Source organism: Lelliottia nimipressuralis (genome assembly GCF_004402045.1).
Taxonomy (GTDB): Bacteria; Pseudomonadota; Gammaproteobacteria; order Enterobacterales; family Enterobacteriaceae; genus Enterobacter; species Enterobacter chinensis.
The window spans coordinates 332035-352087 of the sequence record NZ_SOMG01000030.1; the positions used below are offsets into that span (position 1 = coordinate 332035).

Sequence of the window (20053 nt, forward strand, 5' to 3'; positions counted from 1 at the left end):
TGAAGATGAAAAAGTTGAAAACGGTTCTGGCGTTCAGCGGCCTGTTGTTTGCGAGCGCGACGTGGGCAGATGCACCCGCGCAGGTGAAACAGCAGGTCCCCGGCTATTATCGCCTTGCCGTAGGGGAGTACGAGGTGACGGCGCTGTTCGACGGCTATAACGATCTTTCGCCCACGCTGTTACAAGGCCTTTCACCCGACGCGGTTCGCAAACTGCTGGCACAACAAAAAATCGATGCCGAGCGCATGCCTACCGCCTTCAACGCCTTTCTGGTGAATACCGGTAAACACCTGGTCATGATTGACAGCGGGGGTGGCCATTGCATGGCGGAAACCGCCGGCCAGCTCATCGGCAATATGAACGCATCAGGCTATCGGCCTGAGCAGGTCGATACGATTTTCCTGACCCACCTTCATCTTGACCATGTGTGTGGCCTGAGCGATGCGGACGGTAAGGCGTTGTTCCCCAATGCCACCGTCTATGTGCCGCAGGGGGAGGCCGATTACTGGCTCGATCCGGCTAAGGAAGCGAGCGCGCCAGCGAATGCGAAAGCCTATTTCGCTATCGCCAGGAATGCATTGGCTGCGTATAAAGCCACCGGACATCTTAAAACCTTTATTCCGCCCGCTTCGCCTATTCCTGAAGTCCAGACGGCCTATGCCATTGGTCATACGCCCGGCAGCACCGTTTATCGGTTTGCTTCACAGGGAACGGCCATTAACTTCATTGGGGACCTGATTCATGCTCCTGCCGTCCAGTTCCCGCATCCAGAAGTGTCTATTCGTTTCGATGTCGATTCGAAAAAAGCCGTCTCATCCCGCGCGCAGGAATTTAACGCGCTGGCGAAAGACGGCGAGTGGATGGCCGCGGCGCATCTGCCTTTCCCGGGTATTGGGCATATCACCGCCTGGCAGCAGGGCTACCGCTGGACCCCGGTAAATTATGGTCCTTATCAACGTGCGGCCCATGTGCCTCTGCTGAAATAAAGTGAGGTTAACCGCATGAAAAGTTACACCGTAACGGCAAACGGCATCCGTCAGTTTGTGGTCGAAGAGGGTGACGGCGCGCCGGTTATTCTTCTGCACGGTTTTCCAGAAACAAACTATGCCTGGCGCCACCAGATACCGGTTTTATCCCGCCACTATCGCGTGATTGCGCCCGATCTACGCGGATATGGGGAAACGGATAAACCGGCCTCCGGTTATGATAAACGGAACATGGCGCGTGACATTCGGGAACTGATGCGAGTACTGGGTCTGGAGAAGGTGGTGCTGGTAGGGCACGATCGCGGAGCGCGGGTTGCGACCCGCTTTGCGAAAGATTATCCCGAGTTAATCGACCGCCTGGTGGTGATGGACAACGTGCCAACGCGTATTGTGGCCCGCGATCTGAATGCTTCGATTGCGCGTGCATACTGGTTCTTCCTGTTTCATCTTGTGCCCGACCTGCCGGAAGCCCTGATTGCGGGTCGAGAAAACGTATGGCTGCGCCACTTTTTCTCGGACTGGACCTACGACCCGTCAACCATCAGCGGCGAGGCGTTTGACACCTATGTACGCGCGTATCAGGCGCCGGGTGCCGTGCGGGGCGCAATGGCTGACTATCGCGCCAACGCAGAGGATGTGGCGCAGGATCTGGCAGACGCTGACGTGAAAATTAACTGCCCGGTAATGTCGCTGTGGGGCAATGATTTTCACGCGGTTGGCAAGCTCTTCGATATGCAAAGCGTCTGGGCCGAAATGGCGGATAACCTGCGGGCATACGGTATTGATGAGTGCGGTCATCTGCCGCAGGAGGAGCAGCCAGAGAAAGTGAACGCGCTGCTGCTGGATTTCCTGGCGGGATGGAAATTTTAACGGGCAATAAAAAACCCCTCATTCGAGGGGTTTTGTTGTTTACTGCTGCGGCGCTGCCGGTTCGGCTGGCGCTGCGGGTTCAGCCGGTTCCGGCATCCCCAGCGTCGGCATACCAAACATCCCGACGAAGTCTTCCAGCGGCATTTTATCGCCGTTGAGCGTCACCTGGCCGTTGGCATACTGCAGGCTGGTGGAAATCGTGTTGTCTTCCACTTTAGTGATGCGGAACATCTGGCCCATCGCAGCCAGACCTTTCACCTGCTGGTTCGCCAGTTTGCCAGCGTCTTCATCGCCGTAACCTTCCAGCTTCGCAATCTGGGTCATAAACTCGGTCGCCATATCCATTGGGATGGTCAGCTTGCTGTCGAGCGACTTCACGCTGCGATCCACTTCCTGCGCCAGCGTCTGCGGTTCGCCCGTTGCGGTTGCCGGATCTTTCAGGAACAGAGACAGGTTAAAGTTGGTTTCACCTTTGCTGTTTTTCCAGCTCAGCGGCGCAACGGTTACCACCGGCTCACCTTTCAGCAGGATAGGCAGGTTGTTGAACAGTACCGCCATCGCCTGCTGCTGGTACACCTCAGGGTTCTGCTGCAGCGCGGCATCGGTCAGCAGCGCCTGGCTCTCTTTGCTGTATTTCTGGCTAAATTCGTGCCACGCCTGGCCGTCGATATTGCCGATCTTCAGCGAAAGTTTGCCGGTACCCAGATCCTGATTCTGTACTTTCAGGCTCTTCAGCGTGTAGTCCAGCTGCGTGTTGATGCTCTTACCGTCTTTGGAAACGTCAGATGTACCGTTGATATCCATGCCTTCCAGCACGGCCATCTCTTTGCCTTCAACCGCGATCGCAACCTTGTCGAGAGAAAGTTTCTGATCGCCGATACGCTCTTTGAAATCGGTCATTCGGCTGTTGCCGTCAGCTTTCAGGTTGTTGAAGGTGAGCTGAACTTTTTGGTTATATTCGTTCACGGCATTGACCAGGCCACTTTCAGCTTCACCCGTCAGGGAGAGCACGTTTCCGTCGCGGTCAGCGTCAAGTTTGAAGTTACCGCCGCTAAAGGCGACTTTCTCATTCTCTTTCTCGTAGTTCAGCGCTTTCAGGGCAATATCGGAACTCGTGTCACCGGCATAGCTGATGCGGGTATTAATGTCGAAAGGTGATTCATTCTTCGCCAGGTCAAACAGCGGTTTGGTCAGGTCGTTGTTCACCAGCACGGTGTGAACGGACGCCATCGACGGGATCAGGTTAAACGATTTTAACTGTGCCAGCGGGAGCGGGCCGTGGCTCACCACCTCATCCAGCACCACGCTTTGGCCCGGTTTCAGCCAGCCGTTTTCGGTACCGGGAACCGGCTTCACCACCAGCTGCATACGGCTGGTAAACACACCGCGCTGATAATTCTGGTAGCTCAGCTCAAGGCCTGCTTCCGGCGCGCTGCGCTTAATCTCTCCGTTCGCCTGCGCCACCATCTCAGCCAGACGGCCTTCCAGCTGTTTCCCGGTAAACCAGGAGGCACCCGTCCAGACCACGCCTAACGCTACAATCACTCCAACCGCTACGACCGATTTTTTCATTGCGACTATCCCTAAAATGAAACCAGGCGGTTGAAACCGCCCGGAGATATAAAGCCTGCCACTAGCTTAGCAAGAGTTGTTAAAAAATTCAGTAAGTGCCTATAGCTTATTAAAAACGCGCGCCAGGCGACCGGTGCCGCTTACGCTCACCGGAGACTCATTCGCCGCAACAAACGCCGATTCACCCGGTTTCAGCACCAGACGCTCGCTACCTTTATGCAGAGTAGCTTCACCCTCAACGCAGAACAGGATCGCTGCGCTCTCCTGTGCGATGGCCGTTTCCGTCTGGCTCAGGTCGTGCAGGGAGAAAGCAAAATCATCGACCGGAATAGGGAAGTCCAGCTCTGCGCCGTTTTTGACCGGCTGAGTCAGCAGCTCTGCGGCAGGTTTCGCCACGAACTTCACGTTGGCAACCAGCTCCGGGATGTCGATGTATTTTGGCGTCAGACCCGCGCGCAGCACGTTATCAGAGTTGGCCATCACCTCCAGCGCCACGCCCTGCAGATAAGCGTGCGGGGTTTCGGCAAACAGGAACATCGCTTCGCCCGGGTTCAGCTTCACCACGTTCAGCAGCAGAGGAGAGAACAGGCCGCTGTCGTCCGGGTAGAATTCGGAAATCAGGCGGATAGTGTCCCACGGTTCACCTTGCTGGCTGTCCAGAGCTGTTTTCAGCACCGCCAGCGCGTGAGATTTCTCTTCCCCCTGCATATTCAGCAGGCTGGCAAACAGCTGGCTCAGCGCGTCTGCGTTCGGGTTTTCGAGGAAGTGAGCGATAGCCTTGTTGGCACCCGCGACCGGTTGCAGCAGGGAAATGATCTCTGAAAACTCGCGGAACGCATTCATCGCAAGGAACGGGGTCAGTGCAAAAACCAGCTCCGGCTTATGGTTAGGATCTTTGTAGTTACGCTCGGCGGCGTCTAACGGGATACCCGCCGCGTTCTCTTTCGCAAAGCCGATTTCAGACGCTTTCTTGTTTGGGTGAACCTGAATGGAGAGCGGCTGGTCGGCGCACAGCACTTTAAACAGGAACGGCAGTTCGCCGAAGCGCTGAGCTACCTTGTCGCCCAGCAGCGCGGTTTTATCGGCATCAATTACGTCACGCAGGCTGCGTACCTGGCCGCTGGCATCTTCAATTTTTGAGCTGCTCTTCGGGTGAGCCCCCATCCACAGTTCTGCCATCGGCAGGTTGTTCGGGTTGGCGATACCGTAGAGATCCGTTAACGCAGTTTTACTTCCCCAGGCGTAGTTTTGCACCGAGTTAATGAGTTTTTGCATTATCAAGCCCTGATTCAATTATGGAATTAACTCCGGGTATTAAAGCAATAAACCTCATGGAAGTAACCTGTGGATGTAAAAAGTCGTACTAGTCTCAGTTTTTGTTAAAAAATTGTGTAGGATAAGCTGACTCGCTTTTAAGCCGGGCAGCGGAACATCTGCCCTGAATAATCAGACCGAAGCAGTAAGTGAGAGACCAATGTCGAATAAACCCTTCCATTATCAGGATCCTTTCCCCCTCAGTAAGGATCAGACCGAGTATTACCTGTTAACCCGCGATCACGTCTCCGTCTCTGAGTTTGAAGGACAAGAGATCCTCAAGGTTGATCCGCAGGCGCTGACGCTGCTGGCGCAGCACGCTTTCCACGACGCCTCGTTTATGCTCCGCCCTGCGCATCAGCAGCAGGTTGCCGATATCCTGAGCGACCCGCAGGCCAGCGAAAACGATAAATACGTTGCCCTGCAGTTCCTGCGTAACTCAGACATCGCGGCGAAAGGCATTCTGCCGACCTGCCAGGACACCGGCACGGCGATCATCGTCGGTAAAAAAGGCCAGCGCGTCTGGACCGGCGGCGGTGATGAAGCAGCGCTGGCGCATGGCGTTTACAACACCTACATCGAAGACAACCTGCGCTATTCGCAAAACGCGGCGCTGGATATGTATAAAGAGGTCAACACCGGTACCAACCTGCCTGCGCAGATCGATCTCTACAGCGTGGACGGTGACGAGTACAAATTCCTCTGTATCGCCAAAGGCGGCGGTTCAGCCAATAAAACCTATCTCTACCAGGAGACCAAAGCGCTGCTCACCCCGGGCAAGCTGAAGAACTACCTGGTTGAGAAAATGCGCACGCTCGGCACCGCGGCGTGCCCGCCGTACCATATCGCGTTTGTGATTGGCGGTACGTCGGCGGAAAGCACGCTGAAAACCGTGAAGCTGGCCTCAACCAAATACTACGACGGTCTGCCAACCGAAGGTAACGAGCACGGCCAGGCGTTCCGCGACGTTCAGCTTGAGCAGGAGCTGCTGGAAGAAGCGCGCAATCTGGGCCTCGGCGCGCAGTTTGGCGGCAAATACTTTGCCCACGACGTGCGCGTGATCCGTCTGCCGCGTCACGGTGCATCCTGCCCGGTCGGGATGGGCGTGTCCTGCTCTGCGGATCGCAACATCAAGGCGAAGATCAACCGCGAAGGCGTGTGGATCGAAAAACTGGAAAACAACCCAGGCAAATACATCCCGGAAGAACTGCGTAAAGCGGGCGAGGGTGAAGCGGTTCGCGTTGACCTCAACCGTCCGATGAAAGAGATCCTGGCGCAGCTTTCGCAGTATCCGGTCTCGACCCGTCTTTCCCTGAACGGCACGATTATCGTGGGCCGCGACATCGCGCACGCGAAGCTGAAAGAGCGTCTGGACAACGGCGAAGGGCTGCCGCAGTACATTAAAGATCACCCGATCTACTACGCCGGCCCGGCGAAAACGCCTGAAGGCTATGCCTCCGGCTCGTTAGGCCCGACCACGGCAGGGCGTATGGACTCGTACGTTGACCAGCTGCAGGCCAACGGCGGCAGCATGATCATGCTGGCGAAGGGCAACCGTAGCCAGCAGGTGACGGACGCCTGCCACAAGCACGGCGGTTTCTACCTGGGCAGCATCGGCGGCCCGGCTGCGGTCCTGGCGCAGGGCAGTATCAAGAGCCTGGAGTGCGTGGAATACCCGGAACTGGGTATGGAAGCGATCTGGAAAATTGAAGTGGAAGATTTCCCGGCGTTTATCCTGGTGGATGACAAAGGTAACGACTTCTTCAAACAGATCCAGTCCTCTCAGTGTTCGGCATGTGTGAAGTAATTCTGTAAATTGCCGGGTGGCGGCTGCGCCTTACCCTGCCTACGAGTCTGGTAGGTCGGGTAAGCGTCAGCGCCACCCGACACCAAAAAGAGCGCACAAAGCGCCATATCGTTTCTCAGAAGTCATCAATACTTATCCCTTAAGCATGTGAGCAATCCCGACAGTGTTATCAAGGAGAAAGTAATGACAACGGTACGCCATGAGAAAGACTCTATGGGCGCAATCGAAGTTCCGGCCGACAAGCTATGGGGCGCGCAAACCCAGCGTTCGCTGGAACATTTCCGTATTTCGACCGAAAAAATGCCCGTTTCGCTGATTCAGGCGCTGGCTCTTACCAAACGTGCAGCCGCGAAAGTCAACCAGGATTTAGGCCTGCTGGCGGCAGACAAGGCCACCGCCATCATTAATGCCGCCGACGAAGTGCTGGCGGGCAAGCATCCTGACGAATTCCCCCTCGCCATCTGGCAGACCGGTTCCGGCACCCAAAGCAATATGAATATGAACGAAGTGCTGGCAAACCGGGCCAGCGAGCTGCTGGGCGGCGTACGCGGCATGGAGCGCAAGGTTCACCCGAACGATGACGTGAACAAAAGCCAGAGCTCTAACGACGTATTCCCCACGGCGATGCACGTGGCGGCGGTGATCGCTATCCGCGAACAGCTTATCCCGCAGCTCAACGTCCTAAAATCCACGCTTAACGATAAGGCGAAGGCCTTCCGCGACATCGTTAAAATTGGCCGTACGCACCTGCAGGACGCTACGCCGCTGACGCTCGGTCAGGAGATTTCCGGCTGGGTGGCGATGCTGGAACATAACCTGAAACATATTGAGTACAACCTGCCGCATCTTGCGGAGCTGGCGCTCGGCGGTACGGCGGTCGGTACCGGGTTAAATACCCATCCTGAATACGCGGAGCGCGTGGCTGAGGAGCTTGCAGCCATTACCGGGCAGCCGTTTGTCACCGCACCCAATAAGTTCGAGGCCCTGGCGACCTGCGATGCGCTGGTTCACACCCACGGCGCCCTGAAGGGGCTGGCGGCCTCGCTAATGAAAATTGCCAACGACGTGCGCTGGCTGGCTTCCGGTCCGCGCTGCGGCATTGGTGAAATCAGCATTCCGGAAAACGAGCCGGGCAGCTCTATCATGCCGGGTAAAGTGAACCCGACCCAGTGCGAAGCCATGACCATGCTCTGCTGTCAGGTGATGGGCAACGACGTGGCCGTCAATATGGGCGGGGCATCCGGCAACTTCGAGCTGAACGTCTATCGCCCGATGGTGATCCACAACGTTCTGCAATCCATTCGTCTGCTGGCGGACGGGATGGAGAGCTTTAACGAGCACTGTGCGGTGGGCATTGAGCCAAACCGCGAGCGCATCAGCCAGCTGTTGAATGAGTCATTAATGCTGGTGACCGCACTCAATACCCATATCGGCTACGACAAGGCCGCCGAGATCGCCAAAAAAGCGCATAAAGAGGGGCTGACGCTGAAAGCTTCCGCCCTGGCGCTGGGCTATCTGACGGAGGCGGAGTTCGACGCCTGGGTACGCCCGGAAGCGATGGTCGGCAGTCTGAAATAATCATCCCGCCACGTACAGGTGCAACCGCGGAATAATCAGCTGTAGCGGTTGCGCCTGAGGTCTGTAACGGTGCTGAACATTTTCAGCATCGTAATTCAACAGCTCGCCAATATCCGGCACGACGGCCCCTTGTTCGGCATCATAAAGCGCAATCAGCGGCGTCGGGCAAGCATACTGCACCTGTTTTTGCTGGCCGGAATACCAGACGCGGGCGATAGGCTGCACCTTCACCGGTCGCTTGATCTTGAGGCGCGTGTCCGCCGGTAGCGAGGCGATGCTGTGGTACTCCTGCTCCAGGCGTTCGATCCACTGTTCACGCGACCACGGCGCGACGGTGCGCGGCGTCTTCAGGCTTTTTTCCAGCAGCGCCAGAATCTCGTCCCGGGTAAAGTTTTTAATAATGTGTTTATTCGCCCAGCCGAAGCGCAGCGTGGCGGGGTGGTGCAGAACCGTCAGCGTGCGGTAGGCATTCAGGGTAATCAGCCCCGGAAGCTGACGGTGCACCCACTCAAACCGGGCGGCAGGGGCCAGGCCCGACTCTTCGGTAACGATCTTTTCAAACGTCGCTTTCAGGTTATTGATATGGGCAATCTGGGTTTCAAGCGCCTCGCGCGCTGCGGCATCGGTTTGTAGGCAGATCACGCCAGGCAGACGCACGGCCGCCTTGCTGCTGCGCTGTTCTGACTGCTGCTGGATAAAGAGATGGCGATAGTGTTTCATCGCCAGCTCACATGCGGCGCTGCCGATGTACTGTTTCACCTCGATGGTATCCAGCGGATCGTGCTCGGCTCCTTTGGCCACGTCGGGCAGGGTAAAGACGCGCGCGGCCAGCAGACGGCAGGTCTGCAAACGTTCCGTCAGAGTGAGTAACTCGTGTTCTATTTCGCGAAAGGTGCTGTTCAGCCTTTCGATGAGATCGTAGGTTGCCATAAACACACTCATTAGTTACAACATACTTATCATATAGCACAGCACGCCGGGTCAGGCCAGCGTGCGGTTTAGGTCAGGCAGGAATGGGAAGGGCGATGTTATGGTATACCGGCCAGCTAAAGCAGAAGCGCGCACCGCCGAGCTCGCTCTCTTCGCAATGCACCGTGCCGCCCATTGCCTGCGCGATAGAGTAGACAATCGCCAGCCCCAGGCCACACCCTCCGGTGGCGCGGTCGCGGCTCGGGTCGAGGCGTACAAACGGTTCAAACACGGTTTCACGCGCTTCCGGGGCAATCCCCGGTCCGTCATCTTCAACCGTCAGGCTGGCCTGATTGCCCTGCAAATCCAGGCCAATCTGTAGCGTACTTTCGCTGTAGCGCATGGCGTTGTTGATCAGATTATCCAGCACACGCTCCATCAGGCGCATATCGAGCGCGCCGTAATCACCTGGCGTGACGCGGGTCAACAGCGTGCGCTGCGGGTTCACGCTCTGGACATCATCAATGTGGGTTTGCAGCCAGTCAGGCAGGTCCGGCGTGCTGAGGTTCAGTTCGTTCTGCGGGCGGTCAAGGCGCGCATAGGTCAGCAGCTCCTCTATCAGCCCTTCAAGCTGACCAATATCGCGATTGAGTGCCTGAGACTCCGCTTCGGTCAGATTCTCGCTCATCTCCAGACGATAGCGCAGACGGACCAGCGGCGTGCGCAGCTCGTGCGCAATCCCGTCGATCAATTGCTTCTTGCTGGCGATAAGGGCATTGATATTATCGGCCATCTGGTTAAAGGCCACGCCCAGACGTTCAAAGCTGGAGCCGCTGTCGAAGTGAATACGTTCGGTAAAATGCCCCTCGCCAAAACGCTGCGCGGCGGATTCGAGTTTCAGCATGTCCTGCCAGTGTGGGCGCATCCAGATAAAGACCGGAAATGCGAGCGAAATGGCGATAAAGGCCATCAGCGCCATGTCCAGCAGACGCATCTGGTGCAAATAATAGAGATAGGGTACCGGCCCGACGGCCAGCACATAATGGCTACGCGGAATTCGCTGGATAAAAGTGTATTTCTCATCCAGCGCGACGATGTCCCCGTCACGCAGACGCTGCATGGCGGGCGGGTCCAGTTCGAAATCTTTCAACGGCTCGATGCGTAAATCGAACGACAGATTCAGATCCAGCTCTTTCAGGGTCTTAGCCCAGTCGTGTGGCGGGATCTCTCTTAACTCGCTGCGCATCAGATACAGCGAGCTTTTCATCAGGTCATCCAGAGACTGCCTGCCCGCACGCTCGGCGGTAAACTTATAAACCAGCCCGACCAGCATGGTCATCACCAGGAAGCAGACAAACAGCAAAAGATAAAACTGCACAAACAGCTTTTTCATTGGATCTCACCGAAAAAACAATACATGCAGAATATACATGAAAACCCTTCGATATTTTTATGTCTGTGAAGCGTGTTACATGGCATTCGCGCTGTTTTTTACCTTTGCGATGAGCTTTTCGGTCACGGCCAGGCCTTCCGCAATGTGCATATCAATCACGTCAGTCCCGAATTCGTGAATTAAATCCAGAAGAATTTCATAAGACTGGATGAGTTCAAGGAGATCAAAGAGCGCTTTTTGATCGGGGCGCGAGGGAGAAGGATGGTTAAGTGCGGCCTGATTAACAATCCATTCAAGATTGGTTTTGATGACTTCTACCTGACTGTAGTTATACATATTTCATGGGCTTAAATCCTCATTTCAAGATTTATGGGAGAGATATCGTGAACGTTTCACGGTGAAACTGCGTGATAGCCGGGGCGGTGCCAGCTGAAGAAAGGGCAGTAGAGTATTTAATTATGGAATAGTTCGCGGGCTTAGCAAGTGAATGGTTGCGCAAACGGGCAAATTAACGCGCGAAAGAAAAAGCACCAACGTGTAATGCCTTCTTTTCGCGCAGGTTATCCTGACCGGATAACGCGATCAGGTTTCCCAGGCGTGCGGGGCGAACAAATAACCCTTGTTACGCACGGTTTTGATACGGTAGGGCTCGGTGGCGTTATCCTGCAGTTTTTTCCGCAGCCGCGAAATCGCAACGTCAACGCTGCGGTCCATCCCGTCATAGCTTACGCCACGCAGGTTTTTCAGCAGCGCGTCACGGTCCATGATTTGCCCGGCATGCGTTGCCAGCTCCCACAGCAGGTCAAAGTCTGCGGTGGAGAGGGCGATAAGCTCGCCGGAAAGCAGAACCTGACGGTTGATCGGATCAATGGACAGCGTACCAAAACGCATCGCTTTGTGCGGCGTCAGAGACGGCGCGGGCGCTTCGCGTTCGATGCTGGCGTGCTGGCGTAAGTGAAGGCGCAGGCGGGCAAGCAGAACGGCAGGCGGTGTGGTTTTCAGAATGTAGTCATTAGCACCCATCTCCAGCGACAGAATATGGTTCATATCGCTGTCCAGGGAGGTGAGGAGTACGATTGGACCGTCCCAGCGGGCGCGCAGGTCGCGGCAGAGCGTCATGCCGTCTTTTCCTGGCAGCATGATATCCAGCAGTACCAGATCCGGGTTTTCACGGACGACCACCTCTTCGGCACGATCGCCGCGAGGTTCAACAATGACGTCCATATCATGTTTACCCAGATAGGCGGCGATCAATTGCCCGACTTCGGGTTCGTCTTCAACATAAACAATCTTATTCATACAACGTCTGTTTTCGTGAAAAAAGCCAACATACACCGCGAAACCTTAACCTTCCATTAATCTTTCAAAATTAACGCCGGTTCCGTTATTCTGAGTCATATTGTTACTTGATTGTAATAGGAAAAAGTATGGGGTTGGTGATTAAAGCCGCGCTGGGGGCGCTGGTGGTGTTATTGATTGGCGTTCTGGCAAAAACGAAAAACTACTATATTGCCGGGCTGATCCCACTCTTCCCAACCTTTGCGCTCATTGCCCACTATATTGTGGCGTCTGAGCGGGGTACGGAAGCGCTACGCACGACCATCGTGTTTGGCATGTGGTCTATCATCCCTTATTTTCTTTATCTGCTTTCGCTGTGGTATTTCACCGGTTTTCTGCGACTTCCCCTGGCGCTGAGCGGGGCGGTGGTGTGCTGGGGACTCAGCGCCTGGGTGTTAATTTTCTTCTGGAGCCGCTTTCACTAGCGCAGCGGTCGGCCGCCGTCCACGGCAAACGTTCTGCCGGTGACATAGCAGCTGGTGAGCAGGTAATCCACCAGGTCGATCACCTCTTTCTCGCCCGGGGCAATTTTCATGAGCGACTTATTCAGCGCCTGCTGGCGATATTCTGCATCATCATTTTCATTAAACAAAATCATCGCCGGGGCGATCGCGTTCACCTTCACCTCGGGCGCGAGCTTACGGGCAAACGAGCGCGTCATGTTATCCAGAGCGGCTTTACTGGCCGCATAGGCGATGTGCTTGTCGCTTCCGCGCTCCACCACATAATCGGTAAAGTGAATAATGTCGCCCGCAGCATGTCCATGGCCGCGCAGCAGATCCTGCAGGGCATGGTTGAGCAGATAAGGGGTATTGACGTGGATCTGCAACATGGCGGAGAGCGTTTCGCTGAGTGAGGTACCGGGCTTTTCGGCCCGCCATGCGCTGGCGTTATGGATCACGGCGCGCAACCCCGTGGTGGTGGATTTCACCTTTTCCGCAAAGGCCAGAATGCCGTCATCGGTCGAAAAATCAGCCTGAATGCAAACCGCCCCGGCTTTACGTAACCCTTCAATTGACGGGTATTCCGTACGGTAGCTGACAATGACCGGATGGCGAAGGTTGAGAAAGTGATGGGCGAGGGCGAGGCCGATACGTCGGCCTCCACCGGTGATCAGTATTGGGCGAAGCTGTGCATTTCCCATCGTATTCTCCTTTGCAGTTCAACAATGGGAAAGGCGATGCTATCCCATTAACATCCAGGTTGCCGGTACGGCAGCAACCAGTAACATTCCAATTAATGCCATTTCACGGCGCTTCAGCGCATTCTCCAGCTGATGCGTGCGGCGGGCGTAGATAAACACCAGCAGACCCGGCGCGTACAACACCACCGACAGCAGCAGATGCATAGGCCCGGAAGCATACAACAACCACAGGCCGTAAATACAGGCTCCGACACCCACGACATAATGCGCCGGGCGTGTGGCAATTTTTAACAAATATGCACCCACTAAGAAATAGGGTACCAGAATCATTTCCGAGGCGATGGTCAGCAGGGTGTTATAGTCTGAACCTGTGAGCCAGATCAGCACCAGACAAACCTGAACGCTGATGTTGGTCAGCCAGAGTGACGCAGAGGGTGCACTGTTTTTGTTTTGACGAGCAAACAGGCGTGGAAACGCTTTGTGCGTTGAGGCCAGGAACGGCACCTCAGCCGCCATGATGGTCCAGCTCAGGTAAGCCCCGCAGACGGAGACGATCAGACCCGCAGCAATCACCACATCGCCCCAGGGACCGAGCATTTTCACCATCAGCCCTGCCATTGACGGGTTACGCATTTCAGCCAGTTCAGGACGCGCCACCACGCCCAGCGACAGCAGCGTCACCAGCAGATACACCCCCAGTGCAGCCAGCACGGCCAGCAGCGTGGCGCGGCCGACATCACGTTTATTCCGGGCCCGGGCTGAAACCACGACAGCCCCTTCAACGCCGATAAACACCCACAGGGTTATCAGCATCGTGTTTTTCACCTGCTCCCAGACAGGGACGCCCAGCGCAATACCGCTGAAATCGAGCGTAAACACGTCGAGACGGAACGCAATAAAGGCCAGAACGATAAACAGGCCGAGCGGAACCAGCTTCGCGAGCGTCGCCACCAGGTTGATGCTGGCGGCCGTTTGTACGCCACGCAGCACCAGCCAGTGGACGAACCACAGTAATACCGAGGCGCCCACAATAGACTGCCAGGTATTGCCGTCGCCAAAGAAGCGCAGCTCAGGCGTATCGGTAAAGAAACTCAGCGCCGAGAAGACGATGACCAGATAGGAGACGTTGGCGATAACCGCACACAGCCAGTATCCCCACGCGGAACAGAAGCCAATCAGCTCGCCGAAACCTTCACGTGCATAGGTAAATATGCCGCCGTCCAGATCCGGGCGAATGCGGGTGAGCAGCAGCATGGCAAAGGCCAGCAGCAGTATCCCAACCCCCGTAATGCCCCAGCCAATGAGAAGCGCGGCAGGGCTTGCAACGGCCGCCATGTTCTGCGGCAAACTGAATACGCCTGCACCCAGCATTGAGCTTAAAACGAGTGCAGTCAGAGCACTCAGGCCAAGTTTCTTTTCCATTGGCTTCCTGTTATGAAAGGTCAAAATCCAGAATAATTATTTCGCACAGGCGCATAAAAATGGTGGATCACACTAAGGCGCGGGATTTTACGGAGTGTAACGAAAGCATGCAATGACGTGGGGCAGAAATTCAAAAAAAGTAACAAAAAAGGCGGCATTGCGCCGCCTTTCATAAACGATTTTGTTACTTGTACAGATCGGCGCTGATGGTGACGTTGTTACCACGTTCCTGCCACTGGCGGGTGATGTGGTAATACTTCGCCCCTTTCTTCGCCGCACGCTTCGCGACCTGATAAGAGACTTCCGTCATGTTGCCGTAGTTGCCGGTAAACTTGATGCTGTCGAACGGCACCATCTGCGCAGCAGTGGCTTTGTTCAGCTCTTCAATTTTGGTGCCGTCTGGCAGAGTGACGGAATAACGGCCACCTTTCGTGGATTGCGTTTCAAAGAAACGGCCCACTTCAGCGCTTGGTGCTGCAGAGGTTGCTACGCCAGGAATTTCAACTTTCTTCGCTTCTTCGCCACCTTTCGCTATCGCTGCGCGACCGGCTTCTGAATCAGCTGGAATGGCATCCGGGCTCTGCAGAACACGTTTTTTCGCATCTTTTTTATAGATGAATGCGGTAATACGCTGGTTGCCACCCTGGTTAGCATCGACCTGACGCACGATATAGAAAGAGTATGCATCTTTCTCTTTCGCGGCTTTGGTGATGGCATCGTTCACTTCAGGCTGGCTGCGATAGAAGCCCTGAACGGTGACTGTGTCGTAAGGTTCCAGCTCAATCGCCTGATCTTTTGGCAGCTCAACGACACCGTTGATCACGCGATTTTTCGGTGCGTCAGCTTTTGGCGCATTGTCTTTGAACAGCGCAATGGTCACGCGCTGGTTACCGCTGTTGCCATAATCAGACTGGTCAACAACATAAAACGAGGCCGCTCCGTTTTTATCAGCGGCTTTTGATGCAGCGGCGACGGCATCGCCAATAGAATTATAACGACCCACAATGACCGTATGGTCAAAAGGTTTTAACGCTGCCGCTTGCTCCGGCGTTAACTCTGTCGCGGCATTCGCAGACAGGGCGGTCGCGGAAAGAAGTGCGGACGCCAGGAGTGTGTTCTTAAGCTTCATAAAAATAATCCTTCGCCTTGCGCAAACCATGTACTGGTATTGTTGTTAATTTGAGACGGTCCCGATTATTGCATTTAAAACCCGTCGCTGTCTGCGCCATTTTTCACAGCCTGTGCTCACTGAATCACCGAATTCGATAACATTTAGTGATATGTTGAAAAAACAGGCGTTTGACAAGTAAAACTGATAAAGCATATGACTTTTACAAGTTAATTTAATGTTAATGAGTTGTTCTCTTATGGCGCTATATCATGTTTTTACCGCTTCGCTTGCGCGATTTATCGGTTCCGGCGATGAATTTAAGGTAAATATCACTGTCAGTGACGCCGATCGCTTATTTTTCACAGATAAAGTAAGAAATAGTGTTTTCTGACGGTAGATCGCAGGCGCTATTTTCAGTAGGTTATAGACAGTTTGTTACTGTTTTATTTTCCGGGGTTAATCATATCTCGTTGTTCACGCGACGGTGAAAATTGATACAAACCGCGGGCATTTATCGATAAACCATCATCAAAAACCGATGGAAGGGAAAACTATGCGTATTGGGGTACCAAAAGAACGGTTAGCCAATGAAACCCGCGTAGCGGCAACACCGAAAACGGTGGAGCAACTGCTTAAACTGGGTTTTACCGTCGCGATTGAAAGCGGCGCGGGCAAACTGGCGAGTTTCGATGACGAGGCCTTTATCCAGGCTGGCGCGGAAGTGGTCGACGGTGCTGACGTCTGGCAGTCGCCGGTTATTCTGAAGGTAAACGCACCGGAAGAGAGTGAGATTGCGCTGCTGAATCCGGGAACGACGCTGGTGAGCTTTATCTGGCCTGCGCAAAATCCTGAGCTGATGGAGAAGCTGGCCTCCCGTGGCGTGACGGTGATGGCGATGGATTCCGTGCCGCGTATTTCGCGCGCGCAGTCGCTGGATGCCTTGAGCTCCATGGCAAACATTGCTGGCTATCGCGCCATTGTGGAAGCTGCCCACGAGTTTGGTCGCTTCTTTACGGGTCAAATCACGGCTGCGGGTAAAGTTCCTCCGGCAAAAGTGATGGTGATTGGTGCGGGCGTGGCGGGTCTTGCCGCAATCGGTGCGGCAAATAGCTTGGGCGCTATCGTGCGCGCGTTTGACACCCGTCCAGAAGTGAAGGAGCAGGTCCAGAGTATGGGGGCCGAATTCCTTGAGCTGGACTTTAAGGAAGAAGCAGGCAGCGGTGACGGTTACGCGAAGGTGATGTCCGAAGCCTTTATCAAAGCCGAAATGGCACTCTTCGCCGCCCAGGCAAAAGAGGTCGACATTATTGTCACCACCGCGCTGATCCCGGGTAAACCGGCGCCGAAGCTGATCACCCGTGAGATGGTTGATTCCATGCAGCCGGGCAGCGTGATCGTCGACCTGGCCGCGCAAAACGGCGGTAACTGCGAATATACCGTGCCGAATCAGGTGACCACGACCGCTAACGGCGTGAAGGTGATCGGTTATACCGATCTGCCGGGTCGCCTGCCAACGCAGTCTTCTCAGCTGTACGGTACTAACCTTGTCAACCTGCTGAAGCTGCTTTGCAAAGAGAAAGACGGCAACATCACCGTTGATTTTGACGATGTGGTGGTGCGCGGTGTCACCGTGGTCCGTGAAGGTGAAATCACCTGGCCTGCGCCACCTATTCAGGTTTCTGCCCAGCCTCAGGCCGCTCCAAAAGCGGCGCCAGAGCCTAAAGAACCCGCCAAACCGGCTTCCCCGTGGCGCAAATACGCGATCATGGCGCTGGTGATTATTCTGTTCGGCTGGCTGGCTGACGTCGCGCCGAAAGAGTTCCTCGGCCACTTTACCGTCTTCGCGCTCTCCTGCGTCGTAGGGTATTACGTGGTGTGGAACGTCTCTCATGCGCTGCATACGCCGCTGATGTCGGTAACCAACGCTATTTCCGGGATCATTGTCGTGGGGGCGTTACTGCAGATTGGTCACGGCGGCTGGATCAGCTTCCTGAGCTTTATCGCGGTGCTGATCGCCAGTATCAATATTTTCGGTGGTTTCACCGTGACTCAGCGCATGCTGAAAATGTTTCGTAAAGGCTAAGGGGTAGCATATGTCTGGAGGATTAGTAACAGCTGCATACATTGTTGCTGCAATCCTGTTTATTTTCAGTCTGGCGGGGCTTTCCAAACACGAAACGTCTCAGCAGGGAAATAACTTTGGTATCGCCGGGATGGCGATTGCGCTGATTGCCACCATCTTCGGGCCGGACACCGGCAACGTGGCGTGGATCCTGGTGGCGATGATCATCGGTGGCGCGATTGGTATTCGCCTGGCAAAACGCGTTGAAATGACCGAAATGCCGGAGCTGGTTGCCATTCTGCACAGCTTCGTGGGTCTGGCCGCGGTGCTGGTGGGCTTCAACAGCTACCTGTACCACACGCCGGGCCTGGAACCGATTCTGGTGAACATCCACCTGACGGAGGTGTTCCTCGGTATCTTCATCGGTGCGGTGACCTTCACCGGCTCCATTGTTGCGTTCGGCAAACTGCGCGGGAAGATCTCCTCTAAACCGTTGATGCTGCCAAACCGTCATAAGCTGAACCTGGCGGCGCTGGTGGTGTCGTTTGTGCTGCTGGTGGTCTTCGTGCGTACCGAAAGCGTGGGCCTGCAGGTGCTGGCGTTACTGGTAATGACCATTATTGCGCTGGCGTTTGGCTGGCATCTGGTGGCGTCCATCGGTGGTGCGGATATGCCAGTGGTCGTATCGATGCTGAACTCCTACTCCGGTTGGGCAGCGGCGGCGGCGGGCTTTATGCTGAGCAACGACCTGCTGATCGTCACCGGTGCGCTGGTGGGTTCTTCGGGTGCGATTCTGTCTTACATCATGTGTAAGGCAATGAACCGTTCGTTCATCAGCGTTATCGCCGGTGGTTTCGGTACCGACGGAGCTTCTTCCAGTGCGGATGAAGAAGTAGGTGAGCACCGTGAAATTTCAGCGGAAGATACCGCAGACATGCTGAAAAACTCGCATACGGTCATTATCACCCCGGGCTACGGCATGGCGGTGGCGCAGGCGCAGTATCCGGTTGCGGAGATCACAGAGAAGCTGCGCGCGCGGGGTATCAAGGTTCGCTTTGGTATTCACCCGGTGGCAGGACGTCTGCCTGGCCATATGAACGTGCTGCTGGCGGAAGCGAAAGTGCCATACGACATCGTGCTCGAAATGGATGAAATCAACGATGATTTCTCTGATACCGACACGGTCCTGGTCATTGGTGCCAACGATACCGTTAACCCTGCTGCACAGGACGATCCGGGTAGCCCAATTGCCGGGATGCCGGTTCTGGAAGTGTGGAAGGCGCAGAACGTGATCGTCTTTAAACGCTCCATGAATACCGGTTATGCCGGGGTTCAGAACCCGCTGTTCTTCAAAGAGAACACCCACATGCTGTTTGGTGATGCCAAAGCCAGCGTGGATGCGATTCTGAAATCACTCTGACAGAGTAAAGCCCGGTGGCGCAAGCTTACCGGGCCTGGCAAACCTGTAGGCTGGGTAAGGCGAAGCCGCCACCCGGCAAAAAAAAACCGCCGGTTCCCCGACGGTTTTTTTCATCTTGCCAGTCAATCGTCTTCCGGATCGTCCAGCTCAACCGGCGTCTGGTACTCATCCGGCTTAATAACCAGCAGGTCGCAACGCAGATGGTCGATCACCTGTTCAGCCGTATTGCCGAGGAACGCGGCAGAAATACCGGTCCGGCCTATGGTACCCAGCACCACAATCCCGGCCTGCAGATGTTCGGCTAAATCCGGGATTACCTCTTCAGGCAGCCCTTTTTCTACATGGGTCATTTTCTCATCAATACTGAATTTCTGACGCAGCGCTTTCATGGCCAGCAGGTGCTGACCGCGGATCGCGTCGTTGTACACGCTCGGGTCAAATTCAGGCAGCTCAATGGCGATATTGATCGGGGTGACCGGGTAGGCGCCAACCAGATGCACTTCGGTGTGATTGACCTGGTCAGCAAGCTGGATTGTCTCCTTCACCAGCTTTTCGTTCAGCGAATTGTGATAGTCCTCTTCGCTGGCGAGGTTAACCGCCACGACGGCTTTCCCACCTTCAGGCCACGGCTGGTCTTTCACCATCCACACCGGACAAGGGCATTTACGCAGGAGATGCCAGTCGGTTGGGGTAAAGATCACGGACTCCAGCTTGTCGTGCTGGTGCGCCATCTTCAGCAGCAGGTCATGCCCACCGGCAACGATCTCCTGGATGATGGCTTCGAAAGGTCGGTTATGCCAGACCACTTTAATGTCAATGGGTATACCCGCTTCCAGGTAATATTTGGCCTGTTCACGGATCCACGCGGTACGCTGGCTGATGACGCCCTGACGCATAGCAGTGCGCTCGTCAGGCGACAGAAGGGTGGTCATCTCATACGAGAAGTCATAGATCGGCAAAAACGCTTTGATTTTGCCACCAATCCGTTGATGTAAATACACAGCACGTCGTAATGCCGGCTGATCGTCCTGGTTAGGATCGATAGCTACCAGCATGTTTTGATACTTGGCCATACAGGTCTCCTTACTACTGTCACCACAGTCTGTAATTAAAAGAGTAACCTATAT

Annotated in this window: 17 protein-coding genes; 7 read left to right on the forward strand and 10 right to left on the reverse strand. The window is 55.1% G+C overall.

Features of this window, described 5'->3' with window-relative positions; translation table 11 throughout:
• The first annotated feature begins 5 nt into the window (after positions 1–5).
• Positions 6–986, forward strand: a complete 981-nt coding sequence (locus tag E3U32_RS19250) for an MBL fold metallo-hydrolase (RefSeq protein ID WP_134350040.1) — start codon at positions 6–8, stop codon at positions 984–986.
• A 15-nt stretch (positions 987–1001) separates the two neighbouring features.
• Entirely contained in the window at positions 1002–1856 is an 855-nt protein-coding gene (locus E3U32_RS19255; RefSeq protein WP_134350041.1) for an alpha/beta fold hydrolase, read from the forward strand.
• A gap of 39 nt (positions 1857–1895) precedes the next feature.
• Here E3U32_RS19255 and E3U32_RS19260 read toward each other — a convergent pair whose 3' ends face one another.
• A complete protein-coding gene (locus E3U32_RS19260; protein WP_134350042.1) occupies positions 1896–3428 on the reverse strand; it encodes a YdgA family protein in 1533 nt (510 codons plus the stop codon).
• 99 nt (positions 3429–3527) lie between these two features.
• Positions 3528–4703 carry a mannose-6-phosphate isomerase gene (gene manA / locus E3U32_RS19265; RefSeq protein WP_134350043.1) on the reverse strand — a complete coding sequence of 392 codons (1176 nt, stop codon included), beginning with the start codon at positions 4701–4703 and terminating at the stop codon, positions 3528–3530.
• Positions 4704–4902: 199 nt separating this feature from the next.
• On the opposite strand from manA, the gene fumA reads away from it, so the two are divergent.
• Positions 4903–6549 carry a class I fumarate hydratase FumA gene (gene fumA, locus E3U32_RS19270; RefSeq protein WP_134350044.1) on the forward strand — a complete coding sequence of 549 codons (1647 nt, stop codon included), beginning with the start codon at positions 4903–4905 and terminating at the stop codon, positions 6547–6549.
• Positions 6550–6732: 183 nt separating this feature from the next.
• Positions 6733–8127 carry a class II fumarate hydratase gene (fumC, locus tag E3U32_RS19275; RefSeq protein ID WP_134350045.1) on the forward strand — a complete coding sequence of 465 codons (1395 nt, stop codon included), beginning with the start codon at positions 6733–6735 and terminating at the stop codon, positions 8125–8127.
• Here the strand turns inward: fumC and tus are convergent, their stop codons facing one another.
• From tus to rstA, 4 genes are all read right to left on the reverse strand, one after another.
• Positions 8128–9057 carry a DNA replication terminus site-binding protein gene (tus, locus tag E3U32_RS19280; protein ID WP_134350046.1) on the reverse strand — a complete coding sequence of 310 codons (930 nt, stop codon included), beginning with the start codon at positions 9055–9057 and terminating at the stop codon, positions 8128–8130.
• A gap of 73 nt (positions 9058–9130) precedes the next feature.
• Positions 9131–10429, reverse strand: coding sequence for a two-component system sensor histidine kinase RstB (rstB, locus tag E3U32_RS19285; RefSeq protein WP_134350047.1), 1299 nt, complete (start codon positions 10427–10429; stop codon positions 9131–9133).
• 75 nt (positions 10430–10504) lie between these two features.
• Positions 10505–10765 carry a hypothetical protein gene (locus E3U32_RS19290; protein WP_134350048.1) on the reverse strand — a complete coding sequence of 87 codons (261 nt, stop codon included), beginning with the start codon at positions 10763–10765 and terminating at the stop codon, positions 10505–10507.
• Positions 10766–11011: 246 nt separating this feature from the next.
• Entirely contained in the window at positions 11012–11728 is a 717-nt protein-coding gene (rstA, locus tag E3U32_RS19295) for a two-component system response regulator RstA (protein WP_100170752.1), read from the reverse strand.
• 128 nt (positions 11729–11856) lie between these two features.
• On the opposite strand from rstA, the gene E3U32_RS19300 reads away from it, so the two are divergent.
• A complete protein-coding gene (locus E3U32_RS19300) occupies positions 11857–12192 on the forward strand; it encodes a GlpM family protein (protein WP_063142993.1) in 336 nt (111 codons plus the stop codon).
• Here E3U32_RS19300 and folM read toward each other — a convergent pair.
• The 3 genes from folM to ydgH all read right to left on the reverse strand — a co-directional run bounded on the left by folM (position 12189) and on the right by ydgH (position 15462).
• On the reverse strand, positions 12189–12911 hold the full coding sequence (folM, locus tag E3U32_RS19305) for a dihydromonapterin reductase (protein ID WP_134350049.1): 723 nt from the start codon (positions 12909–12911) through the stop codon (positions 12189–12191). The two genes, E3U32_RS19300 and folM, sit on opposite strands and share 4 nt — an antisense overlap.
• 39 nt (positions 12912–12950) lie before the next feature.
• Complete coding sequence (locus E3U32_RS19310; protein WP_134350050.1) at positions 12951–14333, reverse strand: amino acid permease; 1383 nt, start codon at positions 14331–14333, stop codon at positions 12951–12953.
• A gap of 184 nt (positions 14334–14517) precedes the next feature.
• Positions 14518–15462, reverse strand: coding sequence for a DUF1471 family protein YdgH (gene ydgH / locus E3U32_RS19315; RefSeq protein ID WP_134350051.1), 945 nt, complete (start codon positions 15460–15462; stop codon positions 14518–14520).
• 535 nt (positions 15463–15997) lie between these two features.
• On the opposite strand from ydgH, the gene pntA reads away from it, so the two are divergent.
• Together pntA and pntB are read left to right on the forward strand one after the other, a co-directional pair.
• On the forward strand, positions 15998–17527 hold the full coding sequence (pntA, locus tag E3U32_RS19320; RefSeq protein WP_134350052.1) for a Re/Si-specific NAD(P)(+) transhydrogenase subunit alpha: 1530 nt from the start codon (positions 15998–16000) through the stop codon (positions 17525–17527).
• 10 nt (positions 17528–17537) lie between these two features.
• A complete protein-coding gene (gene pntB / locus E3U32_RS19325; protein WP_059312357.1) occupies positions 17538–18926 on the forward strand; it encodes a Re/Si-specific NAD(P)(+) transhydrogenase subunit beta in 1389 nt (462 codons plus the stop codon).
• Positions 18927–19048: 122 nt separating this feature from the next.
• Here the strand turns inward: pntB and uspE are convergent, their stop codons facing one another.
• Positions 19049–19999, reverse strand: coding sequence for a universal stress protein UspE (uspE, locus tag E3U32_RS19330; RefSeq protein ID WP_134350053.1), 951 nt, complete (start codon positions 19997–19999; stop codon positions 19049–19051).
• Between the last annotated feature and the right edge of the window lie 54 nt (positions 20000–20053).